The sequence below is a fragment of the Arthrobacter sp. Y3224198 genome (assembly GCF_059090025.1).
The window spans coordinates 70,498-92,621 of sequence record NZ_JBNHFG010000001.1 but is presented as its reverse complement, the minus strand read 5'-3'; the positions used below and the strand labels follow the sequence as shown (position 1 = coordinate 92,621).

Below are 22,124 nucleotides of genomic sequence, written 5' to 3'. Positions count from 1 at the left end.
TGCTGCCGGCAAGGGCGGCAGCTGCTACGCCTCGGTGTCCACTACCAGGTAGCCGGCCTCAGCTACGGCTTCGCTTAGTTCAGCCGGAGCAACAGCCCGGCTTGAGGTCACCGTGGCTGCGGAAATTCCGCCGGCGTTGAGGTCCACCTGGACGTCGTCGACGCCGTTGATGGCCTTGAGTTCCTCCGTCACGGAGGCAACGCAGTGGCCGCAGGTCATGCCGGAAATGTTCAGTGTGGTGGTTTCCATAGCCTTCTCTTTCTGTGACGTCTTTTGATGCGGAAATCTTTGGTGCGGAAGTCGTGGTGCGGGTCAGCGGAGCAGCCGGCCGATTGCGTCGGCGGCTTCCTGGACCTTTGCCTGGACCAGCTCCGGGTTGCCGGTACGTTCCGCCTCGCGTGCGGCTCCCACCACACAGTGCGACATGTGGTCGGAGACCAGCCCCAGGCTGAGCGAGTGGAGGGCTTTGTTGATGGCCGCCACCTGCGTCAGGATGTCGATGCAGTATTTGTCTTCCTCCACCATCCGGGCGATGCCGCGGACCTGCCCCTCAACCCGCCGCAGCCGGCGAAGGTACGCCTCCTTGTCCGAGGCATATCCGTACGGTCCGGTGTGGTCACCGGCTTCTTCCATTCCGGCAGGCGCGGGGATAACGCCCTCCTCGGTTCCCGGTACTGCTGCACTCATAACCTGCTCCCTTCCTCGGCTACGCCTACGTTATACCCCCATGGGGTATGCGCACAAGTACCCCCCAGGGGTATTTTGTAAACCGGTTCGGCACGTCCAGTAAGGTGGGGATGTGGCACCACACAGCGAACTATCAACGGCTACCCAGGACTACTTGAAGGTCATCTGGACCGCTCAGGAATGGACGGATGAGCCCCTGACCGTGTCGGCACTGTCCGTGCACATGGGCTTCTCGCCGTCGTCCGTTTCCGAGGCCGTGAAGAAACTGACCAACCAGGGCCTGCTGACGCACGCCCGGTACGGCTCCATTGCGCTGACACCCGACGGCGAGAAGGCCGCGGTGGGGATGGTACGCAGGCACCGGCTGATCGAGACCTTCCTGGTGGAATACCTGGGGTACCGGTGGGACGAGGTCCATGACGAGGCCGAGCATCTGGAACATGCGGTCTCCGACAAGATGGTTGATGCCCTCGCTGCCCGCCTCGGCAATCCCGTCCGGGACCCGCACGGAGACCCCATCCCGGCCTCGGACGGGCGTTTCCCGGTTCTCGACGCCCTGCGGCTGAGCCGCTGCGAGCCGGGGACGCAGGGCATAGTGGCACGGGTGTCGGACAATGAACCGGAGCTGCTGCGCTATATCGCCGGACTCGGCCTTCACCTGGACACCGTGTTGTCCGTGGTCCGGCGCCAGCCCTACGCGGGGACCCTCACCATTGAAGCCTGCGGCCGGACCATGGACCTGGGCCTGCCCGCGGCGGAAGCCATCTGGATCCTCCAGACGCCGGCCGGCGATCCGGGCGGGGTCCCGGACGGCGAAGCAGGCGGTGGGCCAAAACCGGCGGGCACCGCAGGGGGAACCGGGAGCTAGAGCACCGTTTTGTCGAAGACCACTTCGCGGTGCGTGGGGCGGTAGCCGAGGCTTTCGTAAAGATCCAACGCCCCGGACGGGTTCCTGGTGTCCACCCCCAGGCCGGCATTGTCCATGCCGTCCTCCCGGAAGCGGCGCATGGCTTCCCGCAGCATGGCCGGGGCCAGTCCGCGTCCGCGCCAGGCCCGCCGCACCCCGAGGAGCATGGTGTAGCCCTCCGTGTAGCCGTGGATGTCCTTGCTCTCGGGGTCGTAGCTGGCCAGCTGGTAGGCCGCCACCTCCCCCGAGCCGGTGTCCAGCACGGCAAAGCTCCAGTCGCGGCGGAATTCGGGGTGGCCGACGGTAAACCCCCAGCGCTCCTTGTTGCGCGGCTCACTGCCCCAGTGGTCCTTAAAGGCTTCATTGTGTGCCTGGCGGATGGCCTCGGAATTCCCGGCACTGAAGGTCCGGAACTCCATGCCTTCGGGAAGCTGCGCGTCCGGCAGTTCGCCGTCCAGCGGCCGCGTCATTTCCGTAAAGTACCGCACCACGTCGGCCCCCGCGGACTGCAGCAGGGCCACGTGGGAGGCGTTCGCTTCCTCGGCGTACGTGCGCAGCACGCCGTGCCTGCGGTGCTCGCTGAGCAGCCGCTGCCGCAGGCGCGCTTCCTGCCAGCGGAAGACGGCGGAGCCGATCCCGCGGCGCCGCCACTGCGGATCCACCCCGCCGAACCCGGACCCGGTCTCGGATCCGGGATTCAGGGCAATGCGTCCGTAGGCGCGGGCCATGCCTTCCTTGTCCAGGCCGATCAGCGTATCCAGGGCCGGATCCCCGGAGCTGGTTTCCAGCGCCTGCTCCAGGTCCCTGCGGTGCTCCACCCAGGCAGGCTTGTCCGTCTCGGCCATCCGGCGCACCAGCGCGTACCAGGCGTCGACGTCGTCGGCCGCAATGGACCTCCAGCGGAGGCCGGTTTCCGGCCCGGGAACTACGGGAAGGGAGGGCGTCTGCATGCATCCACCCTAGGGCAGAAGCACCGCCCCCGCACCCAATGTGACCTCGCGGCCGCACCAGGCGGCGTCGGCGGGGTTGTGGGTCACCACCACTACAGCCTTGCCACGCAGGGCGCGTTTGAGGTCCGCCATCAGCTGCTCCCCTGCCTCGGCATCCAGGTGAGCCGTGGGTTCGTCCAGGAGCACGACGTCGGCTGCCGCGAGCAGCGCACGTGCCACGGCAAGGCGCTGGCGCTGCCCGCCGGAGAGGAAGTGTCCGCCGGCGCCGATCGGGGTATCCAGCCCGTCCGGCAACGTCGCGAACAGCGGGCCGAGATCCACCGCATGCAGGGCGTCCAGCAGCTCGGTTTCCGTCGGCGCATGGGATCGGTCCCGGGCCAGCAGCAGGTTCCCGCGCAGGGTCGAGTCGAACAGGTGGGCCTCCTGCGGGCACCAGGCCATGCGCCGGGCGGCCGGCGGCAGTGACTGTGCCGGGGAGCCGTTGATCCGGTAGGTTCCCGCCTGCGGTGTAAGGAAGCCCAGCAGGACACCCAGCAGCGTGGATTTGCCGCTGCCGGAGGGGCCCGTGACGGCTACCCACTCCCCCGCGGAAACTTCCAGGTTCACGCCGTCCAGCACATCCCGGGCGGCGTCCGGGTAGTGGTAACGGATGCCGCTCAGCTGCAGGGTCTCCACCTTGCCGAACCGGGCCCGCGCAGCGGACTCCTCCGCGGACGCATCCTCTTCAACGTCGTCGGTACCCAGATCGGGGAGCACCTTGTCCCCCAGCGTCCGCCAGGCGAAGAACTGCTGGATGGAGCCGTTGACGGCAACAAAGGGTTCGATCAGCGCCAGCTGGACCAGCACCACTACGGCCGCCACCGTTGCGGGAGCCTCACGGGCGGCACTGACCATGTAGAGGGCGCTGAGTGAACAGGCCAGGGCCGTGAGCGCATTGGCAAGTCCCTGCGCCCAGGCGCTGCGGCGCACGGCCTTGGCTGCGGCGGCTTCGTAGCCTGCCTGCCGGGCCAGCACGGGCGCTGAGCTGGAGTTGGCTTCCAGGTCCCGGGCCGCGGATAGCAGCCGGGCCATGCCGGACATGGACCGTGCCTGCAGGTTGACCGTGGCGGCCCGCGCGGCCGAGTCGGCGAGCAGTGCCAGCAGCGGTGCCACCACCATGCCCACCAGGCACAGTGCCACCTGTATGGCGAGTCCCTCGGGGACCAGCAGCCAGGTCGTCAGGCAGGCACCGGCTGCGGTGAGCAGGCCGGTCAGTGGTGCGAAGACAACCCGCGGCGCAATATCGCGCAGTTCGTCAACGTCGCCGACCAGCCGTTCCAGCGCTCCGGAGCCGCGGGCCACGCGGCGCCATCCCTCGGGCCGCTGCAGCAGGCCGTTCCACAGCCTCACACGCAACGTGTTGGTGGCGCGGAAGACGGCATCGTGCAGCGAGAGCCGCTCCAGGTAGCGCAGCAGTGCCCGGCCGATGCCGAAGAAGCGTACGCCCACAATGGCCATCAGCAGATACAGGATGGGCGGCTGTTCGCTGGCGCGGACAATCAGCCAGGCGGACAGCGCCGTGAGCGTCACCGCGAACATGGTGGCGCCGGTTCCCAGGATCAGGGCCAGGACAAACTGTTTGCTCCAGGGCCGCAGCACCAGCAGGTTCTTCCACAGCGGCTGGTGGGCCTGGCGGGCGGATGCAGCCGCCGTGGCACCGGTGCCCGGGGCAGCCGGAGTGCCCTCCGGGGCGCGCTGCGCCGGGTCGGCTGCGGTCCCGGTTCCCGCGGCAGCAGGCAGCAGTGGGGCGGGCGCCGCACCGGTCGTTGCGCCGTGCGGGTCCACCGGGATCAGGAGGTCGGCAATGGCTGCGGTGTCGGCGTCGTGCGCCACGAGCAGTACCGTGGCCCGGCCCCGCAGCCCGGTCAGCGCACGTCGCACGGCGGCGGCGCTGCGGGAATCCAGGTGCGCCGTGGGTTCGTCGGCCAGCAGGACCCGCACCTCGGGCCGGGTCCAGATGCGGGCCAGCGCGCGGGCAACGGCCACGCGGCGCTGCTCGCCCGGACTGAGATCCGCCGTCGCGGCGTCCAGGAGATGCCCGGCGTCGATGCGCTCCAGTGCAGCGCGTGCGGTTTCGCGGGCCTCATCCGGGAGGCCGTCGGCGGGGACCGGCACGCCGGCGTACAGGGCAATCTCGGCGGCGACGGTGTCTTCCACGAGGACGGGATGCTGGGGTATCCAGGCCATGGCGGCGCGGTCCACGCCGTTCACGGATCCCGTAATCCGGGTATCCCCGCCGTCCCGGCGCAGTCCGGCCAGGGCTTCGAGCACCGAGGTTTTTCCGGTGCCGCTGGGCCCGGTGAGGGCCGCAATGGCCCCGGCGGGAACGGTGAAGCCAAGGTGCGCGACGGCGGCATGCGGCCGCCCCTCGTAGGCGATCGTCAGGTCCCGCACAGCAAGTGGCGCAGCGCCCCGTTCTGCGGAGGCAGCGTTGTCCGGCGCGGCCGGGGCCACCAGCGGACGGGACTCGGGCGCCTTCAGCACCGCGTTGGTGCGGTTCAGGGCTTCCAACCCGTCCTCGCTCGAGTGGTGGGCGGTGCCCAGGTCACGCAGCGGCTGGTAGCACTCGGGTGCCAGGATCAGCGCGAGCAGGCCCACTTCCAGCGGCATGCCGCCGTGGACCAGCCGCACGCCGATGAACACGGCCACCACCGCCACCGAGATAGTGGCAATGAGTTCCAGGGCCAGGGAAGACATAAACGCCACCCGCAGGGTCGCCAGGGTGGTGGTGCGGTAGCGGTCCGCCACGTCCCGCAGCGCGCGGGTCTGGGCCTTCGCCCGGCCCAGGCCCACCAGTACGGGCAGCCCCTTGGCCAGTTCCAGCATGTTGTCCGAGAGCCGGTTCAGGGCATCCACCGCAACCGCGGTCTTATCCTCGGTGTGCAGCCCGATCAGGATCATAAAGACCGGGATAAGCGGAACGGTGAGGACAATGACCACCGCACTGACCCAGTCCGCAGCGAGGATGCGCGCACCCACCAGCAGGGGCACGACGGCGCAGGTCACCAGCGCGGGCAGGTACTTGGAGTAGTAGTTGTCCAGCCCGTCCAGGCCGCGGGTGAGCAGCACACTCAGGGCGCCGCTGCCCATCCCCGGCACGGATCCGCCGTCGGCGAGCACACGGTCGGTGAGCTGGCTGCGCAGTTCGTCCTTGACCCCGGCCGCTGCACGCTGGGCCACTGTGTCCTGCCCCCAGACCGCAAGGGAACGCAGCACGGCACCGGCGGCGCCGAGGAACAGCATGCGGTTCCAGTCCGGGCCGTCCGCCGCCAGGCCGGCGATGCCGCCGGCCACGGCGTCGGCCAGCAGGACCAGTCCTGCGGCCTTGAGTGCGGCAAGGAATCCGAGGAGGTACAGCGCCCGGCGGCTGGTGGCGCTGACCGGAAGGACCGGCTTCACTGGGCGGTGAAGCTGTGGGGGGCAGGGATGGCCTCGGCGGTGACCCGCTTCCGGAAGACCCAGTAGGTCCAGCCCTGGTACAGCACCACCACCGGCAGGCCGAACAGGGCCACCCAGCTCATGACCTTCAGGGCGTACGGCGACGCGGAGGCGTTCTCCACCGTCAGGTTCCAGGCGGCATCCAGTGTGGAGGGCAGGACCACCGGGTACATGGAGGCGAAGATGGTGGCGGCACCGGCCACCAGGAAGACCCCGAGGCTGGCGAAGCTCTTGCCGTCACTGCCGCGGCGGGCGAAGAGCCAAGCCAGTACGGCGGCCACCACGGCGATTACCAGCAGCGGCAGGGTGGCGGTCTTGGCATTCATGAACTGGACAATGATGGCCCAGGCTGCCAGCGGGAGGATGCCGAGGGGCAGCCAGCGCAGCACCACCTTGCGGGAGCGCTCACGGATCTCGCCGTCGGTCTTAAGCATCAGGAACGCGCAGGCATGGACCAGGCAGAAGGCCACCACGGCCACGCCGCCGAGCACGGCGTACGGGGTGAACCAGGCGAAGGCGCCGCCAACGCGGTCGCCGTTCTCATTCAGGGGCAGGCCGGTGGTGGTCAGGCCCAGGGCCGCACCCACACCGAACGCGGCGACGAACGAGCCCAGGGCCAGCCCCCAGTCCCAGCGGTTGCGCCAGCTGTCGCTGTCATGCTTGCCGCGGTACTCGATGGATACGGCGCGGAAGATCAGCCCCAGCAGCACAAACACCAGCGGAATGTAGAGGGCCGAGAACAGCGAGGCGTACCACATCGGGAAGGCGGCGAAGGTCATGGCTCCGACCGTGATCAGCCAGACCTCGTTGCCGTCCCAGACGGGACCGATGGTGTTCAGCAGAACCCGCCGGTCCTTTTCGTTGCGGGCCATGAGCTTCATCAGCATGCCCACGCCCAGGTCGAAGCCCTCCAGGAACAGGTAGCCCACCCACAGGAAGGCGATCACGATAAACCAGAACAACGGTAGCGACATTACTTCAGAGCTCCAGGGGTGCCGGTAGCCGGCAAAGTCGGGGTGGATCCTGACAGCGGCCCGCAGGCCGCCGTCAGGATGGTCGCGGTGCGCCGGGCGCTAGTAGGCGAAGTCAAGGACGTCGCTCTTTGGCTTTCCGGCGCTGCCGTCGGGGTCGCCGCCGGCCGAGTCGAGGCCGCCGGTGCTGCCGTCGTCGCCGTGCAGCAGGTCCGGCATGGCGGCCGGTACGCCGCCGCGGACGAACTTGAACAGCAGCCGGACCTCGACGATCAGCAGGGCCAGGTACACCAGGGTGAAAGCGCTCACGGAGAAGATCAGCTCGGCCATGCTCACGCCGGGCGAGACTGCCGCCGCGGTGAACATAAAGACACCATCCACCCCGGTGGGGTTGGGCGCAACCACGAACGGCTGGCGGCCCATTTCGGTGAAGATCCACCCGGCGGAGTTGGCGCCGAAGGGAGCCAGGATGCCGAACACGGCCAGGCGCATCAGCCACTTGGACTCGGGGACCGTGCCCTTGCGGACCACCCAGAGGGCAATGGCAGCGGCGACGGCCGCGATGCCGCCGAACCCGATCATGATCCGGAAGCCCCAGTAGGTGACGGCGAAGTTCGGGGTGTAGTCGATCTCGGCACCGGCGTTGGTGCCGTACATTTCGTCGTCCGGCAGGTGCGTGCCGTAAGCGTCCTGGTACTGGTCCAGGAGGGTGTTCACGCCGCGGATCTCGGTGTCGAAGTCACCGTTGGCGAGGAAGGAGAGCATGCCCGGGATTTCGATGAGCGTGTCCACGTCTTCGCAGTTCACGGCCCCCGGGTCACCGATGGAGAGGACGGAGAAACCGGTGCCGTCATGGCAGGCGGCTTCTGCAGCAGCCATTTTCATGGGCTGCTGTTCGAACATCAGCTTGCCCTGCAGGTCACCGCTGACCGCGACGCCGGCAAAGGCCACCACGGCGACGGCGGCGCCGATGCGCAGGGAACGCAGCCAGACGGCATGGTCGGTCTTGTCACGGCCGATCTCGGGGCGCTCCCCCACCACGACGTAGCCCTTCGAATCGACGGTGTCGATCCCGTCCCGGCGCCGCTTCCACAGGTGGTACCAGGCAATGCCCAGCAGGAAGCCGCCGGCGACGGCGAAGGCGCCGAAAACGGTGTGCGGGAAGGCCACCAGCAGGGTGTTGTTGGTCAGGACGGCCCAGATGTCATTCATGACGGGACGGCCGTCCACCATTTCCACACCCACCGGATGCTGCATCCAGGAGTTGGCGGCCAGGATGAAGTAGGCCGAGAGCATTGAGGCGAGGGTGGTAATCCAGAGCGAGGCGAGGTGGATCTTCTTGGGCAGCCGTTTCCAGCCGAAGATCCACAGCCCCAGGAACACCGATTCGGTGAAGAAGGCCAGCAGCGACTCCAGCGCCAGGGGGGCGCCGAAAACGTCGCCGACGAAGCGGCTGTATTCACTCCAGGCCATGCCGAACTGGAATTCCTGCACCAGGCCCGTGGCCAGGCCCAGGATGAAGTTGATCAGGAAGAGCTTGCCCCAGAACTTCGTCATTCTGAGGTACTGCTCTTTACCGGTACGGACCCATGCGGTCTGCAGGACCGCCACAACGATGCCCAAACCGATAGTAAGCGGCACCATTAGGAAGTGATAGACGGTGGTGATGCCGAACTGCCACCGGGCGATATCCAGTGCTTCCACGCTATTTGTCCTTCAATAGAGCTACAACTTCTACAGGACGTAGAAGACTGACTTCTACAAAGCGTAGAACAACTTTGGCAAGATTTCTACGTGATGTAGAACCTAGGCCGGAAACGCGGTATATTAGTAAGTCCGGGCCAGCATGGCGGGCCCGCTGGTCTTACGCATAAAAGAAGGAAGCAGATGGCTACACTCGGTGAGCTTGAACGGGCAATGATGGACCTGCTATGGGAGTCCCCCGAGGCTGCCACTGCCAACGAGCTGCGTGAAAAGCTGGCACAGCGCGAGGATTCCGCCGACGGCAAGGGCCTGGCGGTAACCACCGTACTGACCGTGCTTTCGCGCCTGGAGAAAAAATCCCTGGTCCGGCGAGAGCGTGACATCCGGCCGCACCGCTACCGTGCAGTAACCACCCGGGCCGAGCACACCGCCGAGCTGATGCACGAGGCCCTGGGCACCGCCAATGACCGGGAAGCCGTGCTGGCCCGGTTTGTCGGCTCGGTCTCCGACACCGAGGCCGAAATGCTCCGCAGGCTGCTCGGCGCCTAGGTAGCGCACCCCTAGAGTGTTCTGGGCCTCCTACGCTCTGGCCGCCCTCGCAATTGTCCTGGCGTGGCCGGTTCCCATTCTCCTTTCGCGGGCAAAGTGGCCTGCGCGTTCCCCTTTCACTGCCATGGTCCTGTGGCAGGCCATCGCCCTGGCGGGCGGCCTGTCCATGATCGGCGCCATGCTCACCTGGGGCCTGGAACCGCTGGGAGACAACCTCCTGGACGGCCTGCACGGACTCTGGAGCATCCTGCTGGCCCATGCCCCGGCCAGTGACCTGGGCCTGGTCCATGTCTTCGCACTGAGCGCCGCCACACTGCTAAGTGTCCATCTGGTGTTTACCCTGCTGCTGACCTGGTACCGCATCCTGCGCGGCCGGCGCCGGCACCGGGACATGCTGAACCTGCTCAGTTCCCCTTCTGCCGACACGCCGGCCACCCTGGTGATCCAGCATCCGACGCCGGTGGCCTACTGCCTGCCCGGCGGCGCCCGGTCCGTCACGGTGCTCTCCGACGGCCTGCTGAACATGCTGTCCAAGGAGGAGCTCTCCGCCGTCCTGACGCACGAGCGGGCCCACCTGGCCCAGCACCACCACCTGCTGCTGTGGGCCTTTGCCGCCTGGCGCGCGGCACTGCCATGGCTGCCCACCTCGCTGATGGCGCAGCGCTCGGTGAATGAGCTGATCGAGATGCTGGCCGACGACGAGGCACTGCGAAAAGTGGACCGGCTGACGCTGGTGCGTTCCGTGGCCATTGTGGGGTCCGGCCGGACGGACCCGCCCGCTCCCCGCGCTGATGAGCCTTCGTCCGCACGTGCGTCAATCCCGGCCGCGGTCGGGCCCGGACTGGACTCCCCCGCCGCGCTGGGCGGTCCCGACCTCCTGGAGCCGCTCGGCACCGCCGGCCGGCTGAGCCGCCTGCTGACGCCGCAGCCGCCTCTGCCCCGATGGCAGCGGCTCTGTGTGCTCTGCCTGTCGGTACTGCTGCTGGCCGTCCCGACCACCCTGCTGATCGCGCCCGGACTGCTGGATTAGCAGAACTGGCCGATCAGGCGTCGATGCGGTCCCGGTCCAGCATCGCGGCGCCGGCGATAATGAAGTCCTTGCGCGGGGCTACGTCGCTGCCCATCAGCAGTTCGAAGGCCTGTTCCGCCGCAGCCGCCTCCGAGATCCGGACCCGGCGCAGCGTACGGTGCCGGGGATCCATGGTGGTCTCCGCCAGCTGGCCGGCGTCCATTTCGCCCAGACCCTTGTAGCGCTGGATGGGTTCCTTGTAGCGCTTGCCTTCCTTCTCCAGGCGGGCCAGCACCTGGTGCAGTTCCTTTTCGCTGTAGGTGTAGACCATCTCGTTGCTCTTGGAGCCTGCGTTGATGACCTCCACCCGGTGCAGTGGCGGTACAGCGGCGTAGACCCGTCCGGCTTCTACCAACGGACGCATGTAGCGGAAGAACAGGGTCAGCAGCAGGGTGCGGATGTGCGCACCGTCCACATCGGCGTCCGTCATGAAGATGACCTTGCCGTAGCGGGCCGCGTCCAGCTGGAAGCTGCGCCCCGACCCTGCGCCGACCACCTGGATCAGCGCCGCACACTCCGCGTTGGAGAGCATGTCCGCCACGGAAGCCTTCTGCACGTTCAGGATCTTGCCGCGGATGGGCAGCAGTGCCTGGTAGTCGGAGGACCGGGCAAGCTTGGCCGTGCCGAGGGCGCTGTCGCCCTCCACAATGAACAGCTCGGAGCGTTCCTGGTCATCAATCCGGCAGTCGGCCAGCTTGGCGGGCATGGTGGAGGTTTCCAGCGCGTTCTTACGGCGCTGGGTTTCCTTGTGCACGCGGGCGGAGATGCGCGACTTCATCTCCGCCACCACCTTCTCCAGCAGCTGCGAGGACTGTGCCTTGTCGGCACGGGCAGTGGAGTTCAGGCGCGCGGTGATCTCCTTTTCCACCACCTTGCTCACGATGGCACGCACGGCCGAGGTGCCCAGGATCTCCTTGGTCTGGCCTTCGAACTGCGGCTCGGCCAGCCGGACGGTCAGGACCGCGGTCAGCCCCGCGAAAACGTCGTCCTTTTCGATCTTGTCGTTGCCGGCCTTGAGCTTGCGGGCGTTGGCCTCGATGACCTTGCGGAACGTCTTGAGCAGGCCCTGCTCAAACCCGGTCTGGTGCGTGCCGCCCTTGGGGGTCGCGATGATGTTCACGAAGGAGCGGATGCTCGTTTCATAGCCGATGCCCCAGCGCAGGGCGATGTCCACCTCACACTCGCGCTCAATCTCGGTAATGCGGCTGTGCCCGCTCTCGTCAAGCACCGGCACGGATTCCTTGAACTTGCCCGAACCGTGGAGGCGCCAGATGTCGGTGACGGCGGCGTCGGCGGCCAGGTACTCGACAAACTCCGCAATCCCGCCGTCGTGGTGGAAGACCTCCTCAACCGGACCGTTTTCCCCGGGCGTGCCGGGCAGCCGGCGCTCATCCCGGAGGGTGATGCGCAGTCCGGGCACCAGGAAGGAGGTCTGGCGCGCACGGGCCTGCAGTTCGGTGTAGGAGAACTTGGCGTCGGGGGTGAAGATCTGCCGGTCCGCCCAGTAGCGGATCCGGGTGCCGGTGACGCCGCGCTTGGCCTTGCCCACTACCTCCAGGGGCGAGCTGTCCGGGGACGGGGTAAATTTCGCCTCCGGTGCGGGGTTCTTGCCGGTGTCGGCAAAGTGCCCGGGCTCGCCGCGGCGGAAAGCCATCTGGTAGGTCTTGCCGGCACGGTCCACCTGGACGTCCAACCGCGAGGACAGGGCGTTGACCACGCTGGCGCCGACGCCGTGCAGGCCGCCGGAGGCGGCGTAGGAGCCGCCGCCGAACTTGCCTCCGGCATGGAGCTTGGTGAACACCACTTCGACGCCGGAGAGCCCGGTCTTCGGTTCGATGTCCACGGGGATGCCGCGTCCGTCGTCGTGGATTTCCACCGATCCGTCCGGATGCAGGATGACTTTGATGCTCTGTCCGAAGCCGGCCAGTGCCTCATCCACGGAGTTGTCGATGATTTCCCAGAGACAGTGCATCAGTCCGCGGGAGTCGGTGGAACCGATATACATGCCCGGCCGCTTGCGGACAGCCTCAAGGCCCTCCAGGACGGAAAGGTGCCGGGCAGTGTAGTTCGAACTTGGGGGCGCCACGTGCGATGAAACTCCTTGGTATCGGCCGCTGGCCAACAGACGGATAGGTGTCCGGGGAACAACCGGGACTCCTACAAGGTTAATCCCCGCCGGTGACAGTTCCGGTCAGCGACTCAGCAGGGTGAGACTGCACACACGGCCGGCCGCAAATGGTACGCGTAGAGCGAAAGGCGGCCGAACCTGCAATGGGCGGGGCACCAAAGATGGTTATATGAAGTATCAACACCCTTGAGGAGGCAACTCATGACAGCAGCAGTAGCAACCCGTGAGCTGAACAGCCTGGACCGCTGCGACCGTTGCGGCGCACAGGCATACGTACGTGCCGTACTGGAATCCTCCGGTGGGGAACTGCTTTTCTGCGGGCACCACGCCCGGGCGGTCGAGGCCAATCTCCGTCCGCTCACCTCGGAATGGCAGGACGAAACGTCGCGCCTGAACGAGAAGGCGCCGGTCCCGGCGGAGTAATTACCGGCAGCACTGCGGACATCAGCGTCCGCACAGGCGCGGGCATTACGCACAAGCTTGCAGAAGTCCCCTTCCATGTTGGAAGGGGACTTCTTTTTTGCCGCGTTTTGCTCCACCGTGCCGTTTCGCTCTTAACGCAACGGCACCCCTGCCGCCGCAGCGGAAGGGGTGCCGTTGGTGTCGCCGGAGAAACCGGGGGCTTGGCCCGGATCAGTCCAGGTAATCCCGCAGGACCTGGGACCGCGACGGGTGCCGCAGCTTCGACATGGTCTTGGACTCGATCTGGCGGATGCGCTCACGGGTCACGCCGTAAACCTTGCCGATTTCGTCCAGGGTCTTCGGCTGTCCGTCGGTCAGGCCGAAGCGCATGGCAACCACGCCGGCCTCACGCTCGGAGAGCGTGTCCAGCACGGAGTGCAGCTGCTCCTGCAGCAGGGTGAAGCTCACGGCGTCGGCCGGGACAACGGCTTCGGAGTCCTCAATGAGGTCGCCGAACTCGGAGTCGCCGTCTTCGCCCAGCGGGGTGTGCAGCGAGATCGGCTCGCGGCCGTACTTCTGCACCTCCACAACCTTTTCCGGGGTCATGTCCAGTTCAAGGGCCAGCTCTTCCGGAGCGGGTTCGCGGCCCAGGTCCTGGAGCATCTGGCGCTGGACGCGGGCCAGCTTGTTGATGACCTCGACCATGTGCACCGGGATGCGGATGGTGCGGGCCTGGTCAGCCATGGCACGCGTAATGGCCTGGCGGATCCACCAGGTGGCGTACGTGGAGAACTTGAAGCCCTTGGTGTAGTCGAACTTCTCAACGGCACGGATCAGGCCCAGGTTGCCTTCCTGGATCAGGTCCAGGAAAAGCATGCCGCGGCCGGTGTAGCGCTTGGCCAGCGAGACCACCAGACGGAGGTTGGCCTCCAGCAGGTGGTTCTTCGCACGCTTTCCGTCGTGGGAGACCCACTGCAGCTCGCGCTTCAGCTTCGGGTCCATCCGCTTGTCGGCGGGGAGAAGCTCGTCGGCGGCCAGCTTTTCATCGGCATAGAGACCTGCTTCGATCCGCAGCGCAAGGTCCACTTCCTGCTCTGCGTTCAGCAGGGCAACCTTGCCGATCTGCTTCAGGTAGTCCTTGACCGGGTCCGCGGTGGCGCCGGCGGATACAACCTGCTGGGCAGGTGCGTCGTCGTCGTCAGCGTCGGAGTACACAAAACCGGATCCGGTGGGCGCACTCTCAGCAGCGGGATCGGCAGCTTCCACGGCCTCGGCGTCGGGCTCGATGTCGGCCGGCTCGTCGTGGATCTCTTCGTCGGCTTCCGTCTTCGCACCCTTGGCAGCCTTGGTGGTCTTGGCAGCGGTCTTGCGGCCTGCAGCCGCAGTGCCGGCCTTCGCCGGCGCCTTCTTGGCGGCAGGCTTCCGGGCCGTCTTGGGAGCGGTCTTTTCGCCGGAAGCGGGCTCCTTGGTGGCCGCCACGGAGGGGGCCTCAGCTGCGGCAGTGCGCTTTTGTGCAGTGTCAGTCTCTTCGACTGCAGTTGTCTTTCTCGGCGACACAGAAAACCTTTCATACGGCGGGTTGTGGCACCGCCATTGGGGGCAACACCACTATGACCCTGTCAAGTCCGTGCTTGGATCCAAGTGATGCCGACATCTGGAATGCTCTTGGTAGAACACGCCGTGCCGGTGTTTTGTTCCGCCTGCCGCAGGGGCTGGCAGCTCAAAAGGACACTTGATACACGAACCCGACCGGGTCTCGGTTCCCATTGTCGCACGTTTTCGGTGCCGGCACAGCACCGGCCGCGCCCCCGGCGCCCGCCCGCCGCTATCCGGCGCGGCCTCCTTCATCTGCCGTCCCCGGCCACGAGGCTGCCCGGGAACGCGCCCAATCCGGCAGCACCCCGGTCCCCAGCAGTTCCCGCAGCAGCAGTGCCAACCGGTAGTCCGGCGAGGCCTGCAGGGCGTGGCGCAGGTAGACGTCCGCCCGGGACCCGCGTCCGCGGGCCCATTCGATCCAGGCCAGAAGGGAGAGCAGTGCCGCTTTCGGATCCCCCTCGGCCACCGGGACAAGCTCGCGGAAGACTGCGTACATCCGGTCCAACAGGGGCCAGTCCGGGGCGGTTGATGACGTCCCCACCAGGATGTTCCGGAAGTTCCCGGCCGACGCCGCGGCCGGGGCGGGGCGACCCGGCACGGGTTCCTCCCCGAAAAGGTCCGTGGCGTCGGTTCCGGACGGCATATCCGCTCCAGTGTCTGCAGGGGTTCCATCGGGTGCATCCGCTCCGTCCCGCATATCCGTTCCGCCCGGCGAGCCGATTCCAGCCGGTGCAGGCTTGGGAAACACCGGGGCATGGACCTGCCGGCGCATCAGGCCGTTGGCCTGGGCCCCCTGCAATGCCGCCGGAATGCCGGCTGCACCCGCTACCAGCAATGTGTCCCGCACTGACCGGTCACACAGGCTGGCCAGGAGGAAACCGGCCAGTTCCGTGTCACCACGCAGTCGGTTGGCCGGCCGCGGCTGCCCGCTTTCGACCCCTGCCGCCCGCACCCACCGCAGCAGTGTCCCCCGGAACTGCCGGCTCTCGGTCCACCGTCCGTCTAACCGGCAGGAAAACCGTGCCTGCGCCGCACCCACCGCGCCCTGGTTGCCCCACGAAGCAGGGAACCCGTCCCCCACCGCGCTTTTCAGCGAGGCAGCCACGGCGCTCCCCCGGTAGATGAGTTCGGTGTTGAGCATGCTGTCGGCAATCTGCTGCCTGGGCGTGCCCGGCCAGGGGCAGCAGTCCGGACGGCCGCAGAAGTAGTTGCGCCACAGGTCCGGCCCCACCAGCCAGCCGTCCCGGAGCGGCAGGCCGGCGGCGCTGAACTCCTTTTCGAGCCGGCGGACCAGCGGCCGGTAGGGCGGATGCGACGGCGTTGTCCAGGGTTCATCGGTATACAGGGCGAGCAGGGCACCGTCGGCTTCAGGGTCGGAAGCCATAAAGCGGCAGGCGTTGAGCGCATACGCCGCTGCGGCAGCGGACTTGAACCCCCGTCCGGGAGGCAGGTCGAGGCGGAGGGTAGCGCCAAGGCGTCCCCCGCACAGGGCCATCAGCACCAGCGAGTTTTCCGGTTCGAACCCGAGAGTGTGGGGAATGAGGCTGAGGATGTCCGGCGGTGCGCTGACCCGGAAGGGGTTCTGCGGAGTGCCGGCGGCCGGTTCTGTACTCATGTCCCAAGGCTTTCAGTGCGTTTGCGTCAGCCGCAGGGCACCCGCAGCGCCTGTGCATATGCCGCCGCTCCGATGGCGGAACGGCCGACGGGTGGAGGAAGAGTCCGTGTGGACGAAGAGTGAACGGCCGCCCGGAAAACAGGCTCAGGTCCAGCGGAACACCTTTGCAGCCAACAGGGAGCACGGAACGGTCCAGCCGGCCATCACCAGGAAGGGAACGGCCGTAAGCGGTCCGCCGTACCAGGCTGCCGTCAGGGCCTGGGTCATGGCTCCGAGCGGAGTGAGCGACGCAACCTGCCGGATGCCCTCGGGCATCAGCGGTCCCGGCGTCCACAGCCCGGCGGTAAACATGCAGGTCATAAAAACCAGGAAACCAATGCCGTAGGCGGTCTGGGCCGTTCCGGCTACGGCGGCAATAAGCGACCCCACGGCCATCATGGCCGCCGTCCCGAAGACCAGCACCAGGAGCACCAGCCCAATACTGGCGGGCATCAGGCTGCCGAAGGCCAGCCGGGCCAGCACAATGGCCAGGGTTACTGCCACGGCCAGCGAAGCGGCGCTGACGATCCACTGCGAAAACAGGATCCGGTGCGCGCCCACGGGCGTGACACCGAGCCGGCGCAGGACTCCCGTCTCCCGGTAGCCGCCGATGGCGGAGGGATAGTTGGTCACGGCGACGCTGGACAGAGCCACGGCAATGGCAAGGGGCACCAGCAGGTCGATGGGGCGGAGGTCCGCGTAGACGGGATCGGTCCCTCCCATGGGTGTCCTGGTCCCGGGAATGACGAACCCCTGCAGCAGCAGGATGGCCGAGGGCAGTACCAGGGCCATGAAGATGCTCACCGGATTGCGCAGGTACAGCTTGGCTTCGGCCTGCGTCAGGGCTCCCAAGGCACGCATGGTCCTCCCTTCACTCGCCGGCCGGCTGTTCGATGAAGGCAAGGTAGGCGTCCTCCAGGGACCCGGCGCCGGAGCCCGGTCCGGAAACGGCGAGCAGTTCCGCCGGGGTTCCGACAAAGCGGGTCCGTCCCGCGTCGATAATGGCAAGGCGGTCGCACAGGCGCTCGACGTCGTCGAGGTAGTGGGTCACCAAAAGGACCGTGATGCCCCTGTCCTTCACCCGGGAAATCAGCTCCCGGGCATCCCGCCTGCCCTGGGGATCAAGCCCCGTGGTCAGCTCGTCAAACACCACCACGTCGGGACTGCCGATGAGGGCAAGGGCGATAGAGAGGCGCTGCTTCTGTCCGCCGGAAAGCTTGCCGAAGGCCCGCTTCCGGTGCGTTTCCAGGCCGACGGTCCGCAGCAGATCCGCTACATCCGCAGGTGAACGGTAAAAGGCCGCGAAGAGCCGCAATGCTTCCTCCACGCGGAGGGCAGGGGGCATCGCGGCGGCCTGGAGCTGATAGCCCACGCGTTCGCGCACCGCGTCCCGGTCCGTGGCCGGGTCCACGCCCAGCACCGTGACCTGCCCGCCGTCGGGGCGCAGCGCCCCGGTGACGCACTCGACGGTGGTGGTTTTGCCGGCACCGTTGGGACCGAGGATTCCGAAGGTTTCACCTGCCGCCACGGAGAACGTGACGTCCTGTAGCGCCGTCACGCTGCGGAAAGTCTTGGCCAGCCCGCGGACATCCACCGCTGTGCCCCCGCGCACCTGTGCACCGGTCATGCGGCCAATTCTGGATAACGCCCTGCACCGGGTCAAGGGTGCGGCCCGCCCCCGGCGGCACGCAGCTGCTACCGGCCTGCGGTCCCCCGGCGGTCCTCCCGGCGCCGCTGGCGTTCCCGGGCCAGGGCGGCCCGCAGCGGGGGCAGCGGCGAACCCTCGTCGGCCAGGCGCGAACGGATTTTGGCGCGGGTCCGCAGGATCCCCACGACCCCTACGGCCATCACGGCAAACTGCACGGCCAAAGCGATCCGGAACGAGCCCAGGGCGTACAGGTCCCCGCCGGAGAATCCGCTGCTGTCCAGCACGTCCAGCACCACGCCGATCAGGTACATGCTGACCAGCGAGGCAATGAACCCGCCGATGTTCACGATTCCGGTGGCCGTGCCCAGCCGGTGGCTGGGGTTGTACGTCCGGGCGAAATCGAAACCGATCATGGACCCCGGCCCGCCGACGGCAAGCAGCGCCACCAGCAGCACCAGCAGCCACAGCGGCGCCGGGCCGGGGTACAGCAGCACGGCGAGCCAGCCCAGGGCCATGGCTCCGGCGATCAGCAGCACCATGGTGGAGCGCCGCAGCGGATGCCGTCCCACCCAGGAACCCATCCAGGGGCCGCAGACAATGGCGACCACCACAAAGAAGGTCATCAGGCCGGAGGCGACGGCGGGAGAGACGCCTTCGGCACTGACCAGGTACGGGAAGCCCCACATCATGACAAACACCGTGCCGGGAAACTGCACGGTGTAGTGGGTCCACATCCCCAGCCTGGTGCCGGGCTGGGCGAACGCTTCGGCCAGGGAGGTGCCGGTCTGCCGCAGCGGCAGCGGAACGGGCGCTTCGCCGCCGTCGGGCCGGTTCCGGACGCAGGCGAGCGTGAGCACCAGCGCCAGCAGCGAAAGGGAGGCAGCCGAGACAAACGCGGTGCTCCAGCCGAAGCGGTGCAGCACGAAGGCGAAGGGAATGGCGCTGGCTATCTGGCCGAGCTGGCCCACAATGCCGGTGTACTGGGTCAGTACGGGGATTCTCCGACCGGAGAACCAGGCCGGCAACAGGCGGAGCACGGAAATGAAGGTCAGCGCGTCGCCGGCCCCCACCAGGGAGCGCCCGAGGATGCCGGCACCCACGGAGTCGGCGGTGGCCAGTTGGAACTGGCCGGCGAGCATCAGGGCTGCTCCCCCGGCAATCAGGAGCCGCGGCCCGAAACGGTCCACCAGCACGCCCACGGGGATCTGCAGCCCCGCGTAGACCAGCAGCTGGACCACAGTGAAGACGGAGAGCACCGACGCGGTGGCGGAAAACCGTTCCGTCGCCTCAATGCCGGCCACGCCGAACGAGGTCCGCTGAGTGACCGCAACCATGTAGGCGAAAACGCCCACGCACCAGACAATCCAGGCCCGCTTACCGTTCACCGGCACACCCGCTTCCGGCGGGCGCCGGGTGCGCTAGGCCTGCCCCTGCCGCCCGTCGGCGTCGTTGTTGCCGTGGTCCGTGCCCTCGCTGGCATGGGGTGCATTCTCCTGATCCGACTGTGCGTCCTCGTCCCGGCCGTCCGGACCGGCAGCCTGCGTGGTCTCCGGCCACAGCGCCTCGGATTCCTCCTCGGCCTGCGGGCTGGCCAGGTACGCCTCAACCGCGGCACCGATTTCCTCGGCGTCCGCCAGTTCGTCATTGTCCTTGACCAGCAGGGAACGCCGGACGGTGCTTTCAGTGTATTGGTCGTAGCGTTTCTCCAGCGTGGCCACCACGCCCTTGACCTCGGTGGAGGCCTCCACCTGTTCGGCAATCTGGCGCTCGACGTCGCGGCCGGCCTCGCGCAGCCGGTCCGTGGGGAGCACCAGCGACGCCGCGGCACCCAGGTATTCAAGGCCGGCGACGGCGGCGGGCGGGAACTCGGCCTCTGCCAGGTAGTGCGGCACATGGACCACATGGCCCACCACATCGACGCCGGCGTCGGTCAGCCGGATTTCCAGCACATGTCCCACGGCCGCCTGGATCTGCGCGATGGGCGTCCAGGAACTGATCCCTTCGACCAGGTCCGGGCGGTTGCCGTGCGTGGTGACCCCGATGGGACGGGTATGCGGGACCGGCATCGGAATGGAGTGCACCCAGCAGACCAGCTCAACCTCAAAGGCCTGCACCAGGTGCAGCACGGCGGCGGCAAAACGTTCCCACTGCAGGTCCGGTTCGAATCCGGTCAGGAACAGGAACGGTTCGCCCAGTCCGTCGTACATACGGTGCAGCTCGAGCCGCGGCGGCTCGTAGTCGCTGAGGTGGTCCTCGATGAAGGAGACCTGCGGTCGGCGGGTGCGGTAGTCGATCAGCTGGTCGGCGTCGAAAGTGGCCACCAGGTCATGGTCCAGGGCATCGAACAGCTCATCGCGGATCTGGCTGACCACATGGCCGGCTTCGGCAAAGCCGGTGAACCCGGCCAGGAGCTTCAGTCCGCGCAGATCGGCGGAGTCCGCCACCTCTGGATTCAGGTTAAACAGGGTCAGCGGATCAAGCATGTCCTACCCCTCCCGACAACTCGTGTAAATGCGCTTTTGGCACAGCCCCAGACGCCGCTTAGCAGCGGCTTTCCGCCCTGCTGTGCCCTTACTCAAGGGTAAACGCACGCAGGTACCCGTTTCATTCCGGCTGCGTGGCCGGGCGGAAGGCAGTCCGTTGCCGCACCCTGCCCCGTCCCTGCGGCACGCAACGTTGCGACCCCGGCACGTGGGGAGACTACGATCGATGTGGTAACGGCAAAGATACTCAGAAACGTGAGGAAACAGCTTCGTGAACAAAGCCAGTGAACCCAGCCTGTCGGCAGTAGCCAAGGACGGGCGGAAGGTAACCGCCGACGCCCTCGTGATCGGCGTCGGGCAGACCCCCGACGGTCCGGTCCTGATCGAGAGCCCGCTCTCCCCCAAGGCCACCGCTGCCCTGGCTGCTTCGCTGCCGCTGCTCGGCGTGACCGGCGCTGCGGACCAGGTGCACCGGCTGCCCGGCCTGCCTGAGGCCGACGCCGACATGCTCGTCCTCACGGGACTGGGTACGGTGTCCCCCGGGGTCGCCATCTCCGAAGAGACCCTCCGCCGTGCTGCCGGCTCCGCTGTGCGCCAGATTGCCGGGACCGGCTCCGTAGCACTGGCGCTGCCGGCCGCCACCGTTTCCGACGCCGCCGCCGTCGCCGAAGGTGCCCTGTTCGGCGCCTACAGCTTCACCCAGCACCGCAGCGCCGCCAGCGCCGGCAAGGTCCCTGCGCCCGTATCGGCCATCACCGTGATTACTGCCGCCGCCGATGACAAGGCGCTGAAGCCCGCATTGGAACGCGCCCGCATCCTGGGCCGTGCGGTCAACGCCACCCGCACCCTGGTCAACCAGCCGCCGAGCCACCTTTACCCGGAGACCTTCGCCGCTGCCGCCAAGGACCTGGCGAAGTCACTGCCCGTGAAGGTCACGGTAATGGATGAGAAGAAGCTTGAACGCGAAGGCTTCGGCGGGATCCTCGGCGTCGGCAAGGGCTCGGCCCGCCCGCCGCGGCTGGTGAAGCTCGAATACGCGCCCCTGCGGTCCAAGGTGAAGCTGGCCCTGGTGGGCAAGGGCATCACCTTCGATTCGGGCGGACTGTCGCTGAAGCCGCCGGCCGGCATGCAGGCCATGAAATCGGACATGGGCGGCGCCGCCGTCGTGCTCAACGCGCTGCTCGCCATCGCCGAGCTGGGACTGCCCATCAAGGTCACCTCCTGGCTGTGCATCGCCGAGAACATGCCCTCGGGCACCGCCCAGCGTCCCTCCGACGTGATGACCACTTACGGCGGCCGCACCGTCGAGGTCCTCAACACCGATGCCGAGGGCCGGCTGGTCATGGCCGACGGCCTGGTTGCCGCCAGTGAGGAAGCACCGGACGCCATCATCGACGTCGCCACCCTCACCGGTGCCCAGATGATCGCCCTGGGCAACCGGGTCTCGGCCGTTATGGGTGAAGAAGGGGTGCGCGACGCCGTCAAGGCCGCCGCCGACCGCGCCGGCGAGCTGTTCTGGCCGATGCCCATCCCGGAGGAGCTGCGCGCCAGCCTGGATTCCCAGGTGGCCGACATCGCCAACCACGGCGAGCGTTTCGGCGGCATGATGACCGCCGCGACCTTCCTGCGTGAATTCGTGGGCGAGGTTAACGGCACCAAGATCCCGTGGGCCCACCTGGACATCGCCGGCCCGGCCTTCAACGAGGGCTCGCCCTACGGCTACACCCCGAAGGAGGGCACCGGCGTCGCCGTCCGTACCCTGGTGGCCTACGCCGAAGACGTGGTCGCCCGCGCTTCGTAGCACCCAATCCGGTTCCGTGAAACGGAACTGACGAATGTGGCTGGTGTTTCTCGTTACACTTCACCCCCTACCGCCTGTCTCCAAGTGGATGCCGGTGG

General features: G+C 67.5%; 18 protein-coding genes. 5 read left to right on the top strand and 13 right to left on the bottom strand.

Annotation, left to right across the window (positions count from 1 at the left end; all coding sequences use genetic code 11):
• Positions 1–24 precede the first annotated feature (24 nt).
• Together AC5RUF_RS00405 and AC5RUF_RS00400 are read right to left on the bottom strand one after the other, a co-directional pair.
• Positions 25–249: a heavy-metal-associated domain-containing protein gene (locus tag AC5RUF_RS00405; protein WP_494129333.1), complete on the bottom strand. Its 225-nt coding sequence runs from the start codon at positions 247–249 to the stop codon at positions 25–27.
• 63 nt (positions 250–312) lie between these two features.
• Positions 313–633: a metal-sensitive transcriptional regulator gene (locus AC5RUF_RS00400; RefSeq protein WP_494129437.1), complete on the bottom strand. Its 321-nt coding sequence runs from the start codon at positions 631–633 to the stop codon at positions 313–315.
• A gap of 166 nt (positions 634–799) precedes the next feature.
• On the opposite strand from AC5RUF_RS00400, the gene AC5RUF_RS00395 reads away from it, so the two are divergent.
• Complete coding sequence (locus AC5RUF_RS00395; protein WP_494129332.1) at positions 800–1,555, top strand: metal-dependent transcriptional regulator; 756 nt, start codon at positions 800–802, stop codon at positions 1,553–1,555.
• Here the strand turns inward: AC5RUF_RS00395 and AC5RUF_RS00390 are convergent.
• The 4 genes from AC5RUF_RS00390 to AC5RUF_RS00375 all read right to left on the bottom strand — a co-directional run bounded on the left by AC5RUF_RS00390 (position 1,552) and on the right by AC5RUF_RS00375 (position 8,696).
• Entirely contained in the window at positions 1,552–2,544 is a 993-nt protein-coding gene (locus AC5RUF_RS00390; RefSeq protein WP_494129331.1) for a GNAT family N-acetyltransferase, read from the bottom strand. The two genes, AC5RUF_RS00395 and AC5RUF_RS00390, sit on opposite strands and share 4 nt — an antisense overlap.
• 9 nt (positions 2,545–2,553) lie before the next feature.
• A complete protein-coding gene (gene cydD, locus AC5RUF_RS00385) occupies positions 2,554–5,982 on the bottom strand; it encodes a thiol reductant ABC exporter subunit CydD (RefSeq protein ID WP_494129330.1) in 3,429 nt (1,142 codons plus the stop codon).
• Positions 5,979–6,995, bottom strand: a complete 1,017-nt coding sequence (gene cydB / locus AC5RUF_RS00380) for a cytochrome d ubiquinol oxidase subunit II (protein ID WP_494129329.1) — start codon at positions 6,993–6,995, stop codon at positions 5,979–5,981. The genes cydD and cydB overlap by 4 nt, the downstream gene beginning before the upstream one ends.
• 99 nt (positions 6,996–7,094) lie before the next feature.
• Positions 7,095–8,696: a cytochrome ubiquinol oxidase subunit I gene (locus tag AC5RUF_RS00375; protein WP_494129328.1), complete on the bottom strand. Its 1,602-nt coding sequence runs from the start codon at positions 8,694–8,696 to the stop codon at positions 7,095–7,097.
• Positions 8,697–8,879: 183 nt separating this feature from the next.
• On the opposite strand from AC5RUF_RS00375, the gene AC5RUF_RS00370 reads away from it, so the two are divergent.
• Positions 8,880–9,245 carry a BlaI/MecI/CopY family transcriptional regulator gene (locus tag AC5RUF_RS00370; protein WP_493998231.1) on the top strand — a complete coding sequence of 122 codons (366 nt, stop codon included), beginning with the start codon at positions 8,880–8,882 and terminating at the stop codon, positions 9,243–9,245.
• A 16-nt stretch (positions 9,246–9,261) separates the two neighbouring features.
• The gene (locus AC5RUF_RS00365; RefSeq protein WP_494129327.1) at positions 9,262–10,275 is read left to right on the top strand and encodes a M56 family metallopeptidase; all 1,014 of its coding nucleotides are present in this window, start codon (positions 9,262–9,264) and stop codon (positions 10,273–10,275) included.
• Between the two features lie 13 nt (positions 10,276–10,288).
• Here AC5RUF_RS00365 and AC5RUF_RS00360 read toward each other — a convergent pair whose 3' ends face one another.
• Complete coding sequence (locus tag AC5RUF_RS00360) at positions 10,289–12,400, bottom strand: DNA gyrase/topoisomerase IV subunit B (protein ID WP_493997677.1); 2,112 nt, start codon at positions 12,398–12,400, stop codon at positions 10,289–10,291.
• A gap of 243 nt (positions 12,401–12,643) precedes the next feature.
• Between AC5RUF_RS00360 and AC5RUF_RS00355 the strand changes: the two genes are divergently transcribed.
• Positions 12,644–12,865: a DUF7455 domain-containing protein gene (locus tag AC5RUF_RS00355; protein ID WP_229947654.1), complete on the top strand. Its 222-nt coding sequence runs from the start codon at positions 12,644–12,646 to the stop codon at positions 12,863–12,865.
• Between the two features lie 210 nt (positions 12,866–13,075).
• On the opposite strand, the gene AC5RUF_RS00350 is transcribed toward AC5RUF_RS00355, so the two are convergent.
• The 6 genes from AC5RUF_RS00350 to AC5RUF_RS00325 form a co-directional block, all read right to left on the bottom strand.
• Complete coding sequence (locus tag AC5RUF_RS00350) at positions 13,076–14,401, bottom strand: RNA polymerase sigma factor (protein ID WP_494129326.1); 1,326 nt, start codon at positions 14,399–14,401, stop codon at positions 13,076–13,078.
• Between the two features lie 268 nt (positions 14,402–14,669).
• Positions 14,670–16,055, bottom strand: a complete 1,386-nt coding sequence (locus tag AC5RUF_RS00345) for a DUF4192 domain-containing protein (RefSeq protein WP_494129325.1) — start codon at positions 16,053–16,055, stop codon at positions 14,670–14,672.
• A gap of 144 nt (positions 16,056–16,199) precedes the next feature.
• On the bottom strand, positions 16,200–16,955 hold the full coding sequence (locus AC5RUF_RS00340; protein ID WP_493998167.1) for an ABC transporter permease: 756 nt from the start codon (positions 16,953–16,955) through the stop codon (positions 16,200–16,202).
• 10 nt (positions 16,956–16,965) lie between these two features.
• Positions 16,966–17,721: an ABC transporter ATP-binding protein gene (locus AC5RUF_RS00335; RefSeq protein ID WP_493998168.1), complete on the bottom strand. Its 756-nt coding sequence runs from the start codon at positions 17,719–17,721 to the stop codon at positions 16,966–16,968.
• A 68-nt stretch (positions 17,722–17,789) separates the two neighbouring features.
• Positions 17,790–19,127 carry an MFS transporter gene (locus AC5RUF_RS00330; RefSeq protein ID WP_494129436.1) on the bottom strand — a complete coding sequence of 446 codons (1,338 nt, stop codon included), beginning with the start codon at positions 19,125–19,127 and terminating at the stop codon, positions 17,790–17,792.
• A 33-nt stretch (positions 19,128–19,160) separates the two neighbouring features.
• Positions 19,161–20,225: a proteasome assembly chaperone family protein gene (locus tag AC5RUF_RS00325; RefSeq protein ID WP_494129324.1), complete on the bottom strand. Its 1,065-nt coding sequence runs from the start codon at positions 20,223–20,225 to the stop codon at positions 19,161–19,163.
• Between the two features lie 271 nt (positions 20,226–20,496).
• On the opposite strand from AC5RUF_RS00325, the gene AC5RUF_RS00320 reads away from it, so the two are divergent.
• Complete coding sequence (locus tag AC5RUF_RS00320) at positions 20,497–22,026, top strand: leucyl aminopeptidase (RefSeq protein WP_494129323.1); 1,530 nt, start codon at positions 20,497–20,499, stop codon at positions 22,024–22,026.
• The last annotated feature ends 98 nt before the right edge of the window (positions 22,027–22,124 follow it).

Coding starts and splice junctions, on each gene's coding strand:
- AC5RUF_RS00340 (WP_493998167.1), bottom strand. CDS start 16,955: ATGCGTGCCTTGGGAGCCCTGACGCAGGCCGAAGCCAAGCTGTACCTG.
- AC5RUF_RS00405 (WP_494129333.1), bottom strand. CDS start 249: ATGGAAACCACCACACTGAACATTTCCGGCATGACCTGCGGCCACTGC.
- AC5RUF_RS00400 (WP_494129437.1), bottom strand. CDS start 633: ATGGAAGAAGCCGGTGACCACACCGGACCGTACGGATATGCCTCGGAC.
- AC5RUF_RS00355 (WP_229947654.1), top strand. CDS start 12,644: ATGACAGCAGCAGTAGCAACCCGTGAGCTGAACAGCCTGGACCGCTGC.
- AC5RUF_RS00325 (WP_494129324.1), bottom strand. CDS start 20,225: ATGCTTGATCCGCTGACCCTGTTTAACCTGAATCCAGAGGTGGCGGAC.
- AC5RUF_RS00370 (WP_493998231.1), top strand. CDS start 8,880: ATGGCTACACTCGGTGAGCTTGAACGGGCAATGATGGACCTGCTATGG.
- AC5RUF_RS00335 (WP_493998168.1), bottom strand. CDS start 17,721: ATGACCGGTGCACAGGTGCGCGGGGGCACAGCGGTGGATGTCCGCGGG.
- AC5RUF_RS00390 (WP_494129331.1), bottom strand. CDS start 2,544: ATGCAGACGCCCTCCCTTCCCGTAGTTCCCGGGCCGGAAACCGGCCTC.
- cydB (WP_494129329.1), bottom strand. CDS start 6,995: ATGTCGCTACCGTTGTTCTGGTTTATCGTGATCGCCTTCCTGTGGGTG.
- AC5RUF_RS00345 (WP_494129325.1), bottom strand. CDS start 16,055: ATGAGTACAGAACCGGCCGCCGGCACTCCGCAGAACCCCTTCCGGGTC.